This window comes from Aquibium sp. ELW1220, assembly GCF_030398385.1.
Taxonomy (GTDB): Bacteria; Pseudomonadota; Alphaproteobacteria; order Rhizobiales; family Rhizobiaceae; genus Aquibium.
In genome coordinates this window covers 149759-165418 of sequence record NZ_JAOAOQ010000010.1, presented here as the reverse complement: position 1 = coordinate 165418, position 15660 = coordinate 149759, and the positions used below count along the sequence as shown (strand labels likewise).

14 protein-coding genes are annotated in these 15660 nt (G+C 66.3%); 3 read left to right on the top strand and 11 right to left on the bottom strand.

All coding sequences use genetic code 11. The features are described from left to right. Nucleotides 1–67: 67 nt before the first annotated feature. On the bottom strand, nt 68–1693 hold the full coding sequence (locus N1F91_RS12105) for a P-loop NTPase fold protein (RefSeq protein WP_289992426.1): 1626 nt from the start codon (nt 1691–1693) through the stop codon (nt 68–70). 310 nt (nt 1694–2003) lie between these two features. Further along, nucleotides 2004–3677, bottom strand: coding sequence for an NAD+ synthase (locus N1F91_RS12100; protein ID WP_289992425.1), 1674 nt, complete (start codon nt 3675–3677; stop codon nt 2004–2006). 148 nt (nt 3678–3825) lie between these two features. Between N1F91_RS12100 and N1F91_RS12095 the strand changes: the two genes are divergently transcribed. Next, nucleotides 3826–4152, top strand: coding sequence for a HigA family addiction module antitoxin (locus tag N1F91_RS12095; RefSeq protein ID WP_289992431.1), 327 nt, complete (start codon nt 3826–3828; stop codon nt 4150–4152). On the opposite strand, the gene N1F91_RS12090 is transcribed toward N1F91_RS12095, so the two are convergent. After that, nucleotides 4130–4843, bottom strand: a complete 714-nt coding sequence (locus N1F91_RS12090; protein ID WP_289992422.1) for a DNA-3-methyladenine glycosylase I — start codon at nt 4841–4843, stop codon at nt 4130–4132. The genes N1F91_RS12095 and N1F91_RS12090 overlap by 23 nt on opposite strands. Before the next feature lie 100 nt (nt 4844–4943). Here N1F91_RS12090 and N1F91_RS12085 point away from each other — a divergent pair, with 100 nt between their 5' ends. Both N1F91_RS12085 and N1F91_RS12080 read left to right on the top strand, forming a co-directional pair. Beyond that, nucleotides 4944–5504: a DUF1003 domain-containing protein gene (locus tag N1F91_RS12085; protein ID WP_289992421.1), complete on the top strand. Its 561-nt coding sequence runs from the start codon at nt 4944–4946 to the stop codon at nt 5502–5504. Continuing rightward, entirely contained in the window at nt 5501–6076 is a 576-nt protein-coding gene (locus N1F91_RS12080) for a DedA family protein (RefSeq protein WP_289992420.1), read from the top strand. Before N1F91_RS12085 ends, N1F91_RS12080 begins: the two co-directional genes overlap by 4 nt. Here the strand turns inward: N1F91_RS12080 and N1F91_RS12075 are convergent. The 8 genes from N1F91_RS12075 to rpiA form a co-directional block, all read right to left on the bottom strand. After that, nucleotides 6073–6657, bottom strand: coding sequence for a hemerythrin domain-containing protein (locus N1F91_RS12075; RefSeq protein WP_289992418.1), 585 nt, complete (start codon nt 6655–6657; stop codon nt 6073–6075). The genes N1F91_RS12080 and N1F91_RS12075 overlap by 4 nt on opposite strands. Before the next feature lie 95 nt (nt 6658–6752). Continuing rightward, the gene (locus tag N1F91_RS12070; protein WP_289992416.1) at nt 6753–7550 is read right to left on the bottom strand and encodes a class III extradiol ring-cleavage dioxygenase; all 798 of its coding nucleotides are present in this window, start codon (nt 7548–7550) and stop codon (nt 6753–6755) included. 130 nt (nt 7551–7680) lie between these two features. After that, nucleotides 7681–10200: a PAS domain S-box protein gene (locus tag N1F91_RS12065; RefSeq protein ID WP_289992414.1), complete on the bottom strand. Its 2520-nt coding sequence runs from the start codon at nt 10198–10200 to the stop codon at nt 7681–7683. A gap of 364 nt (nt 10201–10564) precedes the next feature. After that, nucleotides 10565–11944 carry a class II 3-deoxy-7-phosphoheptulonate synthase gene (locus N1F91_RS12060; protein WP_289992413.1) on the bottom strand — a complete coding sequence of 460 codons (1380 nt, stop codon included), beginning with the start codon at nt 11942–11944 and terminating at the stop codon, nt 10565–10567. Nucleotides 11945–12035: 91 nt separating this feature from the next. Next, the gene (locus N1F91_RS12055) at nt 12036–12695 is read right to left on the bottom strand and encodes a gamma-glutamylcyclotransferase family protein (RefSeq protein ID WP_289992412.1); all 660 of its coding nucleotides are present in this window, start codon (nt 12693–12695) and stop codon (nt 12036–12038) included. Between the two features lie 19 nt (nt 12696–12714). Next, the gene (gor, locus tag N1F91_RS12050; protein ID WP_289992410.1) at nt 12715–14106 is read right to left on the bottom strand and encodes a glutathione-disulfide reductase; all 1392 of its coding nucleotides are present in this window, start codon (nt 14104–14106) and stop codon (nt 12715–12717) included. A gap of 198 nt (nt 14107–14304) precedes the next feature. After that, complete coding sequence (locus N1F91_RS12045) at nt 14305–14835, bottom strand: DUF2059 domain-containing protein (RefSeq protein ID WP_289992409.1); 531 nt, start codon at nt 14833–14835, stop codon at nt 14305–14307. 15 nt (nt 14836–14850) lie between these two features. Beyond that, a complete protein-coding gene (gene rpiA, locus N1F91_RS12040) occupies nt 14851–15549 on the bottom strand; it encodes a ribose-5-phosphate isomerase RpiA (protein ID WP_289992408.1) in 699 nt (232 codons plus the stop codon). Between the last annotated feature and the right edge of the window lie 111 nt (nt 15550–15660).

Below are 15660 nucleotides of genomic sequence, written 5' to 3'. Positions count from 1 at the left end.
GGTGTGGCTCGCGCGATGTTGTCGGCAGGATTGGCCTAAGCAACGAATCCTACGCCAAATCAACCGCTTATGCTACATCCGCCAGCCTTGCGAACACGCCGTCATGAATAAGACGGGCTAGGTTCGGGCAACTATAGAGAGCCATTCGAAACGAACTTTCGACTAACTCCAGGTAGCCGATGCGGGGATCGTGTGACACGGGGATTGTGTGATCCGGCTTGCGGCACCAATCGGCCATTGCCATCCAGAATTTTACATGGTCGCGATCAGCGAAGTTGCCGTAGTGATACGACAATATGTAGTTCAAGTCATCGAAGTGGCCTGCCCGCACGGACTCGTCAAAGTATGCAACCAGTTCTTGGTGACATAACTGGAATGCATCACGCACTCCGCGCAGAGGCAGCGCCCCGGGCGGTGTTCCCTGCCGAATTAGGAAGCTGAGAGCACGGAAGTGCTCGATCCTTGTATGGTCTTCATCTTTACGCTCCGTCTCTCCAAATCGCGGGAAGAGAACCTGTACCAGCTTCGCTTCTGGGCGCTTTCGCGTGTAGTCGTGCCCCAAAACGTCCGATAGCTGTTCTGCGGGCTTGGGAGCATTGACGCCGTACCGCAGATATGACGCACCGCCACGACCAAAATCTGACGAGAAGAATATTGGATCACTCTTGATCCGTTCCGTGAGGCTGGGCGCTTTCGTCAGCAAAGCCGCGTAACCAAGCAAGTCCATCCAACTGACTTCGCCTCCGACCATCAGAAAGAGTGCGCGGAAAATGCCGATGCATCTTTTCAGGTCACGTGGAGTTCGGATGAGACTCGGAAATATCGCATTCTCGACCTCTGAATAGCGATTGTCTGAATATCGCGAATCAGGGAATTCCACATCACCGACGATTACCTTCAGCTCCGTCCGAAACAACTCGATAAGTTCGGCTTCGAACAAAGCCGGTAGGAACACTTGGTGTTGAACCACTTTTTCGAGATATGCGCGACCCCGGTGATTAGGGTCTTCCGCGCTGCGTGCGTTCGCACCTAGGGCTTCCACAACTCGGTCAACATCGTAGGCCAGCATGTATGAAACGTTCGGGAAGTCAGCAACCGCCTTTACAAGCCGCATAATCTCCAATACTTCGCCGTCCTCTAGCCTGTCTACTTCATCTATAAGAATAATAATCGGATGTTTTATTTCCATAATTGCAGAATTTATCTCAGCCTTTAATTGATGAAGCGTCTTCTCCTTTTTCTTGAGCGCACTTTTTGTAGCTTTTAGCCCGCCCGTTAGAAACGGAATCGAAAGTAACCCAACTGCGTCTATGCCGACGTTGATTACGTCGTCATATTCTGAAAGGAGTTTTCCCGCCTTTTTCGCCGCACGGTGAGCAGCACCGGCATCTCTTGTAAGAATGGTCCCCAAGTCAGAGAGGAACTGCCTGATCAAGCTGTCACGATTGGCAATCAACCATGGATCGAAGCGCAACACTTTTGCATGGGCGTACCGTGACGTGATTTCCAACTCAAGCAGGTTTAGAATGCTTGACTTGCCACTTCCCCATGCGCCCAAAAGCGATACGACCAAGCCAGAAGATTTCCCGGTTGTTTTGTCTATAAGCGCATCTGTTAATTGCTGGACGAAAAGGCCTCGTCCTAGTCGGTCGTCTTCCTTCCTTGCAATTGGACGATCAAGTTCTTGAGCCACCGCTACCCTCCGCCGATGCAAGTCACTCCGAACTTTTACACAGTCGGAGCGAGTTGCCAAAGCGATCGTCGCCTAACCTTCGTCATCCCGGGCGAAGCCGGAGCGAAGCGGAGGCGCAGACCCGGGATCCATGCCTCGACGGTGGCGACGGGCATAGGGCTGGCTTTGCAACACCGTGCATGACGTCGGCGATCAGCCTGCACCGCCCTGCCCTCCGCCACCGTCGAGGCATGGATCCTCGGGTCTGCGCGACGGCCTTCGGCCTGCTTCGCCCGAGGATGACGAGGCGGAGGGGGTTGCCCCTGCGCCCCTACGCCCCCTCCCGATACCTGTTCGTGATCGGATACCGCCGGTCCCGCCCGAAATTCTTCCGCGTGATTTTGACGCCGGGCGCCGCCTGGCGGCGCTTGTATTCGGCGACGTAGAGAAGGTGTTCCATCCGGGTGACCGTGGCGGCGTCGTGGCCGCGGGCGACGATATCGTCGACCGACATCTCGTTTTCGACGAGGCATTCCAGGATGTCGTCGAGGACGGGATAGGGCGGCAGCGAATCCTGGTCGGTCTGGTTCTCGCGCAGCTCCGCCGAGGGCGCCTTGTCGATGATGTTTTGCGGGATGACCTCGCCCGACGGGCCGAGCGCGCCGGGGGGGACGGTCGTGTTGCGCCAGGCCGACAGCTTGTAGACCTGCATCTTGTAGAGGTCCTTGATCGGGTTGAAGCCGCCATTCATGTCGCCATAGAGCGTGGCGTAGCCGACCGACATTTCCGACTTGTTGCCGGTGGTGACGACCATCGAGCCGAACTTGTTGGACAGCGCCATCAAAAGCGTGCCGCGCGCGCGGCTCTGCAGGTTCTCCTCGGTGATGCCGGCCGTGGTGCCCTGGAACAGCGGGCCGAGCGCAGACATGAAGCCCTCGACGGGTTCGGCGATCGGGATGACATCGTAGCGGCAGCCGAGCGCCCGCGCGCAGGCCTCGGCGTCGGCAAGCGAATCCTTCGAGGTGTAGCGATAGGGCATCATGACGGCGTGCAGCCGCTCCTCGCCCAGCGCATCGACGGCGAGAGCCGCGCAGAGCGCCGAATCGATGCCGCCCGACAGGCCGAGCACGACGTCCCTGAAGCCGTTCTTGTTGACGTAGTCGCGCAGGCCGAGCATGCAGGCGCGGTAGTCGGCCTCCTCGGTCTCGGGAATGCGCGACATCGGCCCCTGGGCGCAGCGCCAGCCGGCCGCCTCCCGCTTCCAGGTGGAGACGGAGACGGCCTCCTCGAACTGGCTCATCTGGAAGGCGAGCGACTTGTCGGCCTGGATGGCGAAGGAGGCGCCGTCGAAGACGAGCTCGTCCTGGCCGCCGAGCTGGTTGGCGTAGAGGATCGGCAGCCCGCTCTCGATCACCTGGCGGATGACCACCTGGTGGCGCACGTCGACCTTGCCGCGATAATAGGGCGAGCCGTTGGGCACGAGCAGGATCTCGGCACCGGCCTCCGCCAGCGTCTCGCAGATACCGAGTTCGCCCCAGATGTCCTCGCAGACGGGGATGCCGAGCCGCACGCCGCGGAAATTGACCGGGCCCTGGATCTCGGGCGCCGGCTGGAAGACGCGCTTCTCGTCGAACTCGCCGTAATTCGGCAGGTCGAGCTTGTAGCGCTCGGCCAGCGCCCGGCCGGCATCGGCCACGACGACCGAATTGTGCAGCCCGGTGGCGCGGCGCAGCGGCGTACCGATGACGAGCCCCGGCCCGCCATCGGCGGTGTCGGCGACGAGATCGGCCACCGCCGCCTCGCAGGCCTCCACGAAGGAGGCGCGCAGCACGAGGTCCTCCGGCGGATAGCCGGAGATGAAGAGCTCGGTGAACAGCACCAGCTCCGCGCCGTGGCGCGCGGCTTCCGCGCGGGCCGCGCGAGCGCGGGCGAGATTGCCGGAAATATCGCCCATCACGGGGTTGAGCTGGGCGACGGCGATGCGGAGCGTGTCGGGCGTTGTCATGCGGCCGGTTTAGCGCGGGGCATGGGCGGCGGCAATGGCGGGTGGAGAGGAGGAAGCGAAGTGCAATCGCTGCATTGCCCAGCGAGCGTATCAGACCATGATACGGTCATGATGAGAACTGGTCATGCCCAGACCAGGAGGCCACGCCATGCTGCGCTTTTCCCGTCCGATCCATCCCGGCGAATATCTGCGCGAAGAGTATCTCACGCCGCTCGGCATGAGCGCTGGCCAGCTCGCCCGGCATCTCCGGCTGCCGCGCACGCGCATCGAAAGGATCGTCAAGGAGGAAATCGGTCTCACGCCTGATACGGCGCTGCGGCTGGCGCGCGTCTTCGACACGACGCCGCAGTTCTGGATGAATTTCCAGCAGGCCTGGGAACTGGAGACAGCCGCGGAGCGGCTGAAGGACGAGCTGGCGCATATCGAGCCGATGGACCGAGCCGCCGGAGTATCTACTCCCCCGCATAGGCCCTGAGATCCTCCGCCGCCCGGTTCTCGCCGATCGACATGGCGAGGATGCGCGAGAGATGGACGTAGGGGAGACCTGTCTCGGCGCGCCAGGCGTTGAGCTGCCCCTGGATGGCGGCGAGGTCCTTCTTCGAGGTCGGGGCCGCCGCGATCTCCAGCCCGGCGTCGCGGAGCGCGGCGGCCATGTCGGGCGAGACCACGTAGCTATCGAAGCCGATCCAGCGGAGAAAGTATTGGCCGGTCGCGCCGCCCAGTCGACTGCCCTGCTTCGCAAGCAAGGCGACGAGGCCGGCCTGGTCGTCCTTCGGCCAGGTGGCGAGGAAGCGGCCGAAGCCGCCATGCTCGGCCGAGACGCGGTCGACGAAGGCCGCGTTGTCGCGCACCGAGCGGATCTTCTGCGGGTTGCGCACGATGCGGGTGTCGCTGGCCAGCCCTTCCCAGAATTCGTCGGGCTGGAACAGCAGCCGCTTCGGCTCGAAGCCGAGGAAAGCCTCCTCGAAGCCCGGCCATTTCTGCTCGATGACGCGCCAGACGAAGCCGGCCGAAAAGACGCGCGCGGCCATCGCCGAGAGGATGCGGTGGTCGGGCACCGCGGCGAGCGCGGCGTTGTCTGGCGCTGCCGGCAGCAGCGTCGCCAGCACGGCCTCGCCGCCCTTGCGGCCGGCCGCCCGCGCCCGGATGGTCTCGAAACGCGTCATCCCATCCTCCCCGAACCGCCGCCTTGCGGCTTGCAACGCCGCGGTCGTCTCTGCTCTATGGCGGCCGGCACAGCACCGCCGGCGACCGCAGGAGACCCGCATGAACAGGACGATAGCCGATCTGGCGCACCGGATGCTAGGGCGCCGCCAGGAGGCGCTGTCGTCGGCGGAGAACCGGGTGCTGGCGAGCGCGATCGAGGGCCGCACCGTCGCCCGCGACGTCAACACCGACGTCTCCGACCGCCAGAGCCGCGGCGACCGCATCGCCGATTCGATCGCCCGGGTCGGCGGCTCATGGTCCTTCATCATCGGCTTCGTGGTCTTCCTCGCCGCCTGGACCTCGGCCAACGCGGTGCTGCTCGGCCGGGAGTCCTTCGACCCCTACCCGTTCATCTTTCTCAACCTGATCCTGTCGATGGTGGCCGCGCTGCAGGCGCCGATCATCATGATGGCGCAGAACCGGCAGGCGCAGCGCGACCGCATCGACGCCGCACACGACTATGAGGTGAACCTGAAGGCCGAGATCGAGGTCATGGCGCTGCACGAGAAGGTCGACGAGCTCCGCCGCAAGGAGATCGCGCTGCTGCGCGAGGAAATCGCCATCCTCACGGCCGAGCTGCGCGACTGGCGCGCCGAGGGACGCTCCGGCGCGACGTCATGAGCGATTTCGTCCACGGGCTGATCGAGCAGTACGGGCTGCTGGCGGTGTTCCTCGGCTGCGTGGCGGAGGGCGAGACGGCGGCGCTGCTCGGCGGCTTCTTCGCCCACCAGGCGGTCTTTCCCGCCTGGCAGGCTTATGGTGCAGCCTTCTGTGGCGCGTTCCTCGGCGACACGCTGTTCTTCTTCGCCGGCCGCCGCCTGCTTGGCCATCCGAGGCTTTCGCGGCTGCGCGGCACGCCCGGCTTCACCCGCGCGCTCGGCTGGATCGACCGCCACCCGAACCTCTTCGTGCTGGCCAACCGCTACGTCTACGGCCTTCGCCTCGTCGGCGGCGTCGCGGCCGGCGCATCCGCCATCCCGGCGGCCCGCTTCCTCGTCCTCAACGCGGTCTCGGCCGCGATCTGGGCAGCCCTGTTCACGACCGCCGGCTACGTCCTCGGCCTCGGCGCGGAGGCGGCCTTCGGCGCAGCGCTCGAACGCCACGAGCGCCTGCTCGCCGGGCTGGCGATCGCGGTCGTGGCGCTGGCGGTGGCGAGGCTGTTCGTGCGGCGACGCGCGCGACGGGGCGCCTAGGGCTCGAGCGCGGCGTCGCCGCGATCGAGAATCAGCGGGATGATCAGGTCTTCCTCGTCGTCGAGATGCCGGGCGAGCATGGCGACCAGCGACTGGTTCGCCTCGGCATAGGCGTCGGCGGCGAAGCGCTGCCGGTCCTCGCTCTCGCGCAGCGCCCGCAGGAAGACATTCGCCGTCTCGGCATTCAGCCCGAGCGCGTCGTGGATCTGGTGATGGTCGCCGTCGAGAATGTCGAAACCGCGCTTCAGCCGCGCCTCGGCCTTCGCAAAGACCGGAAAATAGTGCTGGTCTTCGACATTGTGGTGCCCGTCGAGATTGCCGAGGAAGAAGTTCAGCCGCGGCGCGAACCATTGCGCGAAGTCCGGCGCCGACTTGCGGCCCTCGCGATAGTCGGTGATGCCGTCCGTCAGCATGGCGCCGACCTCGCGGAACATGTCGTGCCGCTGCAGCCAGAAGGCGGCCATGCCCTGGATGTTGTCGTGCGAACTCCAGTCGCTGCGCGGATACTTCTCCACGAGAAAGCGCAGGTCGTCCGGCAGGCCGGCGCGCAGCTTAAGGTCGATGTCGGGTCTGTCGGTCATGCGGGAGGTCCTTTGTGCGCGCCCTATATAGGACCTTCCGCCCGCCGCGAAAGAAGGCACCCGCGGCTGCCTCGGTTACGCCCGCGAAACCGGCCTCAGTGGAAGAGATAGGAATCGTAGGCGAAGAAGCCGAGTTCCCGCGAGGCATGCACGCGCTCCGCCCTCGCCCCCTCGCCCGCCGCGCCGAGCGCAAAGAAGATCGGCATCAGATGATCGTCCGTCGGATGGTTGTCGGCCACGAAAGGTGCCTGACGGCGCCAGTCGAGCAGCGCCTCGACGTCACCTGCCGCCATCTTCTGCGCAAACCAGGCGACGAAGGCGTCGAACCGGGCACCGAGTTCCGGCGGCATCGTCGCCCCGGACCGCATGACGGTGATCACCGCGCGCAGATTGTGCGTGATGTGGCCCGAGCCGATCAGCAGGTTGCCCTCCTCGCGCAGCGGCGCCAGCGCACGACCCACCGCATGGTGCCAGCGCGCGTCGCGGTTCGGGTCGATCGAGACCTGCACGACCGGGATGTCGCCGCGCGGGAAGGCGAGCTTCAGCGGCGTCCAGGTGCCGTGGTCGTAGCCGCGCCGGCCGAGCCGCGCCGGCGAAAGGCCGGCCGCGTCGAGCAGCCCGACAACCCGCTCGGCCAGTTCCGGCTCGCCGGGCGCGGGATAGACCATGCGGTAGAGCTGCGGGTCGAAGCCGCCGAAATCGTAGATCATGGCCGGCTTCGGGTCCGTCACCACGGTGACGCCGTGGGTCTCGAAATGCGCGGACATGATGACGATGGCCTTCGGGCGCTCGACCAGCCCGGAAAGCCCCTCGAGGAAATGCCGCGCGGGCATGTCGTCGAGGACGATGTTGGGTCCGCCATGCGAGATGAAGAGCGAGGGAAGCGTTGTCATCGGCGATCTCCTTGACCGCAATGTAAGGCGGCCTGAATCGCTTGTGCAGGGTGCGGAGCCGAGACTGAGCGTTCAGCAATAGAGAACGACATTGAGGCTGCCGTTCAAGACGCAGCGGTTTGCAGCGGCATCAGGCGCTGAGCTGCAGCGGCTCGTTCGCGCGGGGATGAATGCACACCGTGCCGCGCCCCTGCGCCTTGGCGGCATAGCAGCCCTTGTCGGCATCGGCGACGATGTCGGCCGGGTCTCGGCCTGCGGCGATGGCGGCGATGCCGATCGAGGCGCCGACGCGGTGTTCCCTGCCGTCCCACTCGAAGGCGAGGCGCCCGATCGCCTGGACCAGCAGCCTGGCGATGGCTTCCGCTTCCATGGACCGGCAGCCGCGCAGGATGACGGCGAACTCGTCGCCTCCGAGGCGCGCGAGGATGTCGCTCGAGCGGATGCAGTCCTGCATGGTCGACGCGATCCGCTTCAGCAGCGCGTCGCCGGCGACGTGGCCCGCCGTGTCGTTGACCAGTTTGAAGCGGTCGAGGTCGATGAAGAGCATGTGGTTTTCTTCGCCGAAGACGCTGTCGCGGCCCTCGGTCAGGTCTTCGAGCGCATCCATGAAGCGGCTGCGGTTCGCCACCCCGGTCAGGGAATCATGGCTGGCCGCATGCGCGAGCTGGCGCTGCACGGCGCGCGCGTCCGACATGTCCTGGAAGACGATGACGGTGCCTTCGTACTCTCCGTCGGACGAGAGGATCGGCGAGGCGACCTGCCGGATGAAGCTGCGCGTCGCGTCGGGACGCACCAGCATCGCCCGGTGCTGCACGGCATCGCCCTCCGCGCCCGCGTCGCGGACGACGGCGGCGATCGGCTCGCGGGTGTCCTCGTCGAGCGGCGAATGGATGTCGGCGAGAGGAACGCCGATGGCCGTCTCCAGCCGATGCCCGGTCAGGCTCTCGGCAACCGGATTCATGAAGGCGACGCGCCCCTCGGCGTCGGTGCAGATGACGGCGTCGCCGATCGACCGCAACATGACGCGCAGGCGGTCCTTCTCGGCCCGCAGCGCCCGCGCGGTTTCCGCCAGGCGCTCCTGCGCCTCCTTCTGGCGGGTGATGTCGGTGTGCGTGCCGATCGCGCGGATGATCGACCCGCCCGGGCCGCGCTCGAGAATGCGGCCCCGGTCGAGCACCCAGATCCAGTGCCCGTCCTTGTGACGCATCCGGAACTCCGCCTCGAAGAAGGCATTCGAACCTTGCCGGTTGGCACGATCCATCCCGATCGCGATGTCGAGATCGTCGGGATGGATCAGCTGCAGCCAGAGGCCGGGGGCATCGGCCAGCTCGGACTCGCCATAGCCGAGCATCTCCTTCCAGATGGCCGAATGGTAGACCCTGTTCTTGCGCAGATCGAGATCCCAGACGCCCTGCCGCGCGCTCGACAGCGCAAAGTTCCAGCGGTTCTCTGCTTCGGCGATCGCCTCCATCGTGCGGCGCCGCTCGTCGACGTTCTCGATATGGCAGATGAGATGGGTCGCCCGATCGGTCTCGGCATTGAACACGGCGGAGATCGAGCCCTGCCCCCACACCTGGGTCCCATCCTTGCGGAGGTAGCGCTTCTCGACGCGCGCCGACGTCCGTCGATCCCGGATCGCCTGCCGGCCCTGATCGAGGGCGCTGGCGCGTTCATCCTCGTGGACGAGATCGGCCAGGACCATTCCTTCGAGTTCGTCGATCGAGTAGCCGAGCATGGAGGCCAGCGCGCCGTTGGTCTTCTGGATGCGGCCGCAGACGTCGAGGATCGCCATGCCGATCGCCGAATCCTCCATCGAGCGGCGGAACACGGCGTCGCTTTCTTCCTTGGCGCGACGGTCGACGAGGCCGCGCGCCCGGACGATGGCGAAGAAGGCGGGCACCACCAGCGCGAGGGACAGCGAAGCCTGAAGACGCGGGGGAAAGGGTGCGCCCATCGTCTCGAAGCCCGGAACCAGTCCGAGAGAGGCGATCACGACGGCGATCATCCCGCAGATCGAGCTGATGAACGCCGTTTCCTCCAGCGGTCGCACGAAGGCGACGACCAGCAGGCTGAGCCCGATGAGGGCCAGCGGATGATTGAGCGTCAGCGTGGCGACGCCCGTCGCGACGGCCAGGCCGATCGCTGCCTGCGCGAACGCCGTCCGGTCGGACCGGTTGGCGACGAGGTTCGTCAGCAGGGAGCCACCGCAAATCGCCAGCGGCATCATGATGGCCGCGCCGAGCAAATGGCCTGCGATGAAGTCATGAATCGTGACGATGGTATTCCAGCCGGCCAGCGGCGCGACCAGCGGTCCTGCGACCAGCCCGAACAGGAGCGGCATCGCGAGTGCGACGATCGCGAAGTACTGAAGCTGCTTTTCGGGCGAGCGCACCTCCGGGACGCCGGCCTCGAGCCACACGCGCGCGACCCAGACGGTGACCGACACCTGGGCGGCCAGAATCAGGGAGAGAGACACCGCCGCCAGTGGCGGCATGCCCGAGACGAGAAGCGGGAGAAGTGCAGCGGTCAGGACGATGACGAAGGGCGTTGCGCCCCGCGCGTCCATTCGCGCGAACTGCACCACCACGAGGGGACTGGCCAGCCATATGGCAATCGGAGCATCGGCGCCGCCCGAGAGCCACAGGGACACGGACGCCGCAAGCAGATACCCGGCCCATAGCCAGGCAAACTCCGCTTTGAGGCGAGGCTCCGTCCACAAGGTCGTGATGCTCCCCGATCCAGTGTCTGTTCTTCGATCGCGGGACAATGGCACCCCGGTGCTTAATGGCGGATTTCGGAAAATGACGTTTGCGGAAATCGGACGAATCCAGGGCAAACGGAGGGTTAACCGAAAGAACGGGATTAGAGTCATCGGCCCCGCCGGCTGCGATTTTGCCGGTGCCGCGCAGCTTCACCCGTCGCGCTGGCGGACCCGTAGAAAAGGAAAGGCCCGGACCTTCACTGGGAAGGCCGGGCCCTTTGGCGTTCGTCGATGCGTTCGGGGGAACGGCGGATCAGCCGTTGACGACCTGCTTCTGCGCGCCGCCGGCGTTGCTGTTCTTCAGAAGCTCGCTGACCAGGAAGGCCAGTTCGATGGCCTGGTCGGCATTGAGGCGCGGGTCGCAATGCGTGTGGTAGCGGTCCTGCAGCTCGTCGTCGCGGATGGCGCGGGCGCCGCCGGTGCATTCGGTCACGTTCTTGCCGGTCATCTCGATGTGGATGCCGCCCGGATGCGTGCCCTCGGCGCGATGGATCTCGAAGAAGCTGCGCACCTCCTTGAGGATCCGGTCGAACGGCCGCGTCTTGTAGCCGGCGGCCGTGATCGTGTTGCCGTGCATCGGATCGCAGGACCAGACGACCTTGCGCCCCTCCTTCTGCACGGCCCGCACCAGCGCCGGCAGGTGGTCGCCGACTTTCTCGGCCCCGAAGCGGGCGATCAGCGTCAGCCGGCCGGGCTCGTTCTCGGGATTGAGCAGGTCGATCAGGTTGAGCAGGCCGTCGGCCGTCAGCGACGGACCGCATTTCAGACCGAGCGGATTCTTGATGCCGCGGCAGTACTCGATATGCGCATGGTCGGGCTGGCGGGTGCGGTCGCCGATCCAGATCATGTGGCCGGACGTCGCGTACCAGTCGCCGGAGGTCGAATCGACGCGCGTCAGCGCTTCCTCGTAGCCGAGCAGCAGCGCCTCGTGGCTGGTGTAGAAATCCGTCTCGCGCAGCGCGTAATGCGTCTCCGAGGTGATGCCGACGGCGCGCATGAAGTCCATCGTCTCGGTGATGCGGTTGGCGAGCGCCTCGTAGCGCTCGGCCTGCGGGCTGTCGGAGACGAAGCCCAGCATCCACTTGTGCACGTTCTCCAGCGAGGCGTAGCCACCCTGCGCGAAGGCCCGCAGCAGGTTGAGGGTCGCCGCCGACTGGCGGTAGGCCATCTCCTGGCGCGCGGGATCGGGCAGCCGCGCCTTCTCCTCGAACTCGATGCCGTTGATGATGTCGCCGCGGTAGCTCGGCAGTGTCGTGCCGTCCTTGGTCTCGAAGTCGGACGAGCGCGGCTTGGCGAACTGGCCGGCGATGCGCCCGACCTTCACCACCGGCTGGGAGCCGGCGAAGGTCAGCACCACCGACATCTGCAGGAAGACGCGGAAGAAGTCGCGGATGTTGTCGGCGCCGTGCTCGGCGAAGCTTTCGGCGCAGTCGCCGCCCTGAAGCAGGAACGCCTTGCCCTCGGCAACGGCAGCCAGCTGCTTCTTCAGCTTGCGCGCCTCACCTGCAAAAACCAGCGGCGGGAAGGTCGAGAGCTGCTTTTCCACGGCCACGACCGCGGCCGGGTCCGGATAGGACGGGACCTGGCTGATCGGCAGGTTGCGCCAGGAGTTCGGTGACCACTTCTTCGACATGACAGCACCCAATGATGGCTCGCTGAAATCTTGCGATTTCACCCCCGGGATGGCCGGGATGCGGTCCTATACAGGAACAAGGGGGGCGATTCTACCCCCGTATCGGGCGCCGGCCCGCACCGCGCGGGGCCTCAGCCTGCAACGCCCGGGCGAGCAGCGTGTCGAAGAGCGCGGCCTCATGCGCGGCGAGGTCGACGGCCCGCGGGTAGATCGGTCGATGCCGGTCGTCGTGGACCGGCGTCTCGAAGCCCTCCGTCTCGGCCAGGAAACGGTGCACGCCCGCCTCGCCGTGCTCGGCCAGGAAACCCTGCAGCACGGCGTCGAGATAGGACCGCAGGATCATCGGCGGCTCGGGATGCGGCGGGATGTCGGTCTGCGCGACATAGACGAAGAGCGGCAGTGCGTCCGGCAACGGCGCCGCCGTCTGCAGGCTGCCGACGTCGAGCGCCACGCGAAGGTACCGCGCCTCACGCGCATCGACGGCGGCGAGGTTCTCCGCCCGGTCGAAGACGATCAGCCCGTCACAGACGGCTTGCGGTTCCGGCCGGACGCTGAGCAGGGCGGCGGGAAATCCCGGCATGTCGGGCCGCGGCCGCCAGATCCGACGCCAGCCCTTCAGCCGCGCAGGCACCGCATGCAGGATGGCGGTGCGGTGCGTGGCGCGGTTGACCAGCGAGCCATAGCCGAAATAGGCGACCACCGTGCCCCGCGCATGGAGCGAGGCGAGATCGCCGGGAGCCATGGTCGTCATCGCGGCCCTGCCCGTCCCGTCAGGCGACGCGCTCGCCGTCCTTCAGCCGGTAGGTCGGCTGGTACATGGTGACGAGTTCCTCGGCGGCGCTCGGATGGACGGCCATGGTGCGGTCGAAATCGGCCTTGGTGAGGCCGGCCTTCACCGCGATGCCGAGCAGCTGCGCCATCTCGCCGGCGTCCGGCCCGAGGATGTGCGCGCCGACGACGCGTTTCGACTGGCCGTCGACCACCAGCTTCATCAGCATCTTCTCGTCGCGCCCCGACAGCGTATGCCGCATCGGCCGGAACAGCGCGCGGTAGATCTCGACATCGGAATAGCGCTTGCCGGCATCGTCCTCCGACAGGCCGACCGTGCCGATCTCGGGCTGGGAGAAGACGGCGGTCGCCACGCAGTCGTGGTCGGGCGCGGTCGGATTGTCCCGGAACACCGTCTCCACGAAACACATCGCCTCGTGGATCGCCACCGGCGTCAGCGCCACGCGGTCGGTGACGTCGCCCACCGCGTAGATGTTGTCGACATTGGTGCGCGAATAGGCATCGACCCTGATCTCGCCCTTGGGGCCGAGCTCGACGCCCGCCGCCTCGAGACCGAGACCGTCGGTGTTGGGATCGCGGCCGAGCGCCAGCATGACGTGGTCCGTGGCAAGGACGCTGCCGTCGGACAGATGCGCGTCGAGCCGGCCGTCGCCGCGCTTCTCGATCTTCTCGAAGATCGTGTGGCAGAGGATGCGGATGCCCTTCTTCTCCATCGTCTCGTGCAGCTGGCGCCTGAGGTCCATGTCGAAGCGGCCGAGGATTTCGCGGCCGCGATAGACCAGCGTCGTCTCGACGCCGAGCCCGTGGAAGATGTTGGCGAACTCGACTGCGATGTAGCCGCCGCCCGCGATGACGATCGAGCGCGGCAGGTCGTTGAGGTAGAAGGCCTCGTTGGAGGAGATGCAGAGCTCGTGGCCGGGAAGCGCGGCATGGGGGTTCGGCCGGCCGCCGGTGGCAACGAGGATCGTGTCGGCCGTCACGGTGCGGTCCTGCCCGACGAGGCGGATCATGTGACGGTCGACGAGTTCGGCGCGGCAGTCGAACAGCTCCGCACCGGCATTCGACAGCCCGCGCCGGTAGATGCCCTCCAGCCGGGCGATCTCCAGGTCCTTGTTGGCGATCATCGTGCGCCAGTCGAAGGACGCCTGCGGCACCGTCCAGCCATAGCCGGCCGCGTCCTCGAAATGCTCTGGGAACTGCGAGGCGTAGACGAGGAGCTTCTTGGGGACGCAGCCGCGGATGACGCAGGTGCCGCCGTAGCGGTGCTCCTCGGCGATGCCGACCCGCTTGCCCATCGAGGCCGTCAGCCGGCCCGCCCGCACGCCGCCCGAACCGCCGCCGATGACGAAGAGGTCGTAGTCGTGATGCGCCATGTCGTCGGCTCCCGTGCTGCCTGAATGTGCCTGCGCGCCCTGTGCGCGGCCGTTTCGAAGATGCCCCGCCAGGCGGCGCAGCTCCTCCATAGAACAACGACCGCCGGCGCGAAATGCCGCGACCGCCCGCGGCCGGCCCGAAACGGAAGAAAGCCCGGACGATGCCGGGCTTTCACGATGGTTTGACGACGGCGTCTCTTACTGCGCGGGTGCCGGAGCCGGCTGCGCGGCCACCCTGGCCTGGATCGCCTGGCCAACGGCCTGTGCGAGATCGCGGGCCAGGCCGCGCTGCCAGATCTCGGCGGCCTGCGCCACCTCGCGAATGATGTTGGACCCGTTGGCCAGCAGGGCCTTGCCCGCCTCCGAATTGTAGAAGGCGGCGATCGCCGTCAGGTCGGCCTCGGAGAAGGTGCGGGCATAGGCGAGCGCGGCCTCGCGCTCGAGATCGCCGCGGCGGCTGGCGAATTCCAGCGACTTTTCGTCCACGATCTCGTTGATGACGTCCTGCAGGTGCGGATCCTTCTGGATCAGCTCGTTCTTCAGTGCCGCGCCTGCTCCGAGCAGGATGTTGTCATACTGCTCCGTGGCCTTCAGCGCTGCGATCGCCTCGCGCGCGGCCTTCAGGTGCGTGTCCGGGACGGTCTGCGCCAGCGCGGACGAGGCACCGGCCATGAAGGCCACCATTGCGATGGCCGTCGTGAGACGTCGCGCGGTCGGGATGAGGAACATGCGAGAAACTCCCTTCTATCGGGTGGCGGCGAGCGTGTTGATGCCGTTCTGGCCGGCAATGATCGCGACGCTCGCGAGATCGAGGAAAAGACCGTGCTCCACCACGCCTGGAATCGCATGGAGCGCATTCGAAAGTGCTCTTGGATCGGGAATGAGGCCAAAAGATGCATCGAGGATGCAGTGGCCACCGTCGGTGAGGAACGGCTCCTCGCCCACCATGCGCAGCTCGAGCGCGCCATCAAGGCCGAGCCGGGCGGCAGCCGCGCCGATGGCGCGCCGCGTGGCGGCGAGGCCGAAGCGGTTGACCTCGATCGGCAGCGGGAAGCGGCCGAGCGTTTCGACCAGCTTGGTCGCGTCGGCGATCACGATCATCCGGTCGGAGGCCGCCGCGACGATCTTCTCGCGCAGCAGCGCGCCGCCGCCGCCCTTGATCAGGGCGAGTTCCGGCCCGACCTCGTCGGCGCCGTCGATCGTCACCGAAAGATGCGGGTTCTCCTCGAGCGTGGTCAGCGGCACGCCGAGTTCGCGGCAGAGCGTGGCGGTGCGCTCCGACGTCGGCACGCCGGTGACCTGCATGCCGCCGGCGACCGCCGCCGCCAGCAGCCGCACGAATTCCTCGGCGGTCGATCCGGTGCCGATGCCGATCACCGTGCCGCTCTCGACATACGACAGCGCGGCGCGCGCGGCTTCGATCTTCAGCAGTCTGGCATCCATCGACGGCCCGTCGGCTCCCCTTGGCGCGCTTCTCGCGATTTTGCGGCTGCTCCTATCATTTCTGGCCCGCACGGCAAAGGCTTTCTCGCCGGGGCGGCAGGCGCCTTGCGG

What these genes read in the sequence shown, in the direction of transcription:
- N1F91_RS12055 (WP_289992412.1), bottom strand. Translation starts at nt 12,695, where the DNA reads ATGACGACCATGGCTCCCGGCGATCTCGCCTCGCTCCATGCGCGGGGC.
- N1F91_RS12070 (WP_289992416.1), bottom strand. Translation starts at nt 7,550, where the DNA reads ATGACAACGCTTCCCTCGCTCTTCATCTCGCATGGCGGACCCAACATC.
- N1F91_RS12100 (WP_289992425.1), bottom strand. Translation starts at nt 3,677, where the DNA reads ATGACAACGCCCGACACGCTCCGCATCGCCGTCGCCCAGCTCAACCCC.
- N1F91_RS12090 (WP_289992422.1), bottom strand. Translation starts at nt 4,843, where the DNA reads ATGACGCGTTTCGAGACCATCCGGGCGCGGGCGGCCGGCCGCAAGGGC.
- gor (WP_289992410.1), bottom strand. Translation starts at nt 14,106, where the DNA reads ATGGCGCATCACGACTACGACCTCTTCGTCATCGGCGGCGGTTCGGGC.
- N1F91_RS12075 (WP_289992418.1), bottom strand. Translation starts at nt 6,657, where the DNA reads ATGACCGACAGACCCGACATCGACCTTAAGCTGCGCGCCGGCCTGCCG.
- N1F91_RS12045 (WP_289992409.1), bottom strand. Translation starts at nt 14,835, where the DNA reads ATGTTCCTCATCCCGACCGCGCGACGTCTCACGACGGCCATCGCAATG.
- N1F91_RS12095 (WP_289992431.1), top strand. Translation starts at nt 3,826, where the DNA reads ATGCTGCGCTTTTCCCGTCCGATCCATCCCGGCGAATATCTGCGCGAA.
- rpiA (WP_289992408.1), bottom strand. Translation starts at nt 15,549, where the DNA reads ATGGATGCCAGACTGCTGAAGATCGAAGCCGCGCGCGCCGCGCTGTCG.
- N1F91_RS12080 (WP_289992420.1), top strand. Translation starts at nt 5,501, where the DNA reads ATGAGCGATTTCGTCCACGGGCTGATCGAGCAGTACGGGCTGCTGGCG.
- N1F91_RS12060 (WP_289992413.1), bottom strand. Translation starts at nt 11,944, where the DNA reads ATGTCGAAGAAGTGGTCACCGAACTCCTGGCGCAACCTGCCGATCAGC.
- N1F91_RS12085 (WP_289992421.1), top strand. Translation starts at nt 4,944, where the DNA reads ATGAACAGGACGATAGCCGATCTGGCGCACCGGATGCTAGGGCGCCGC.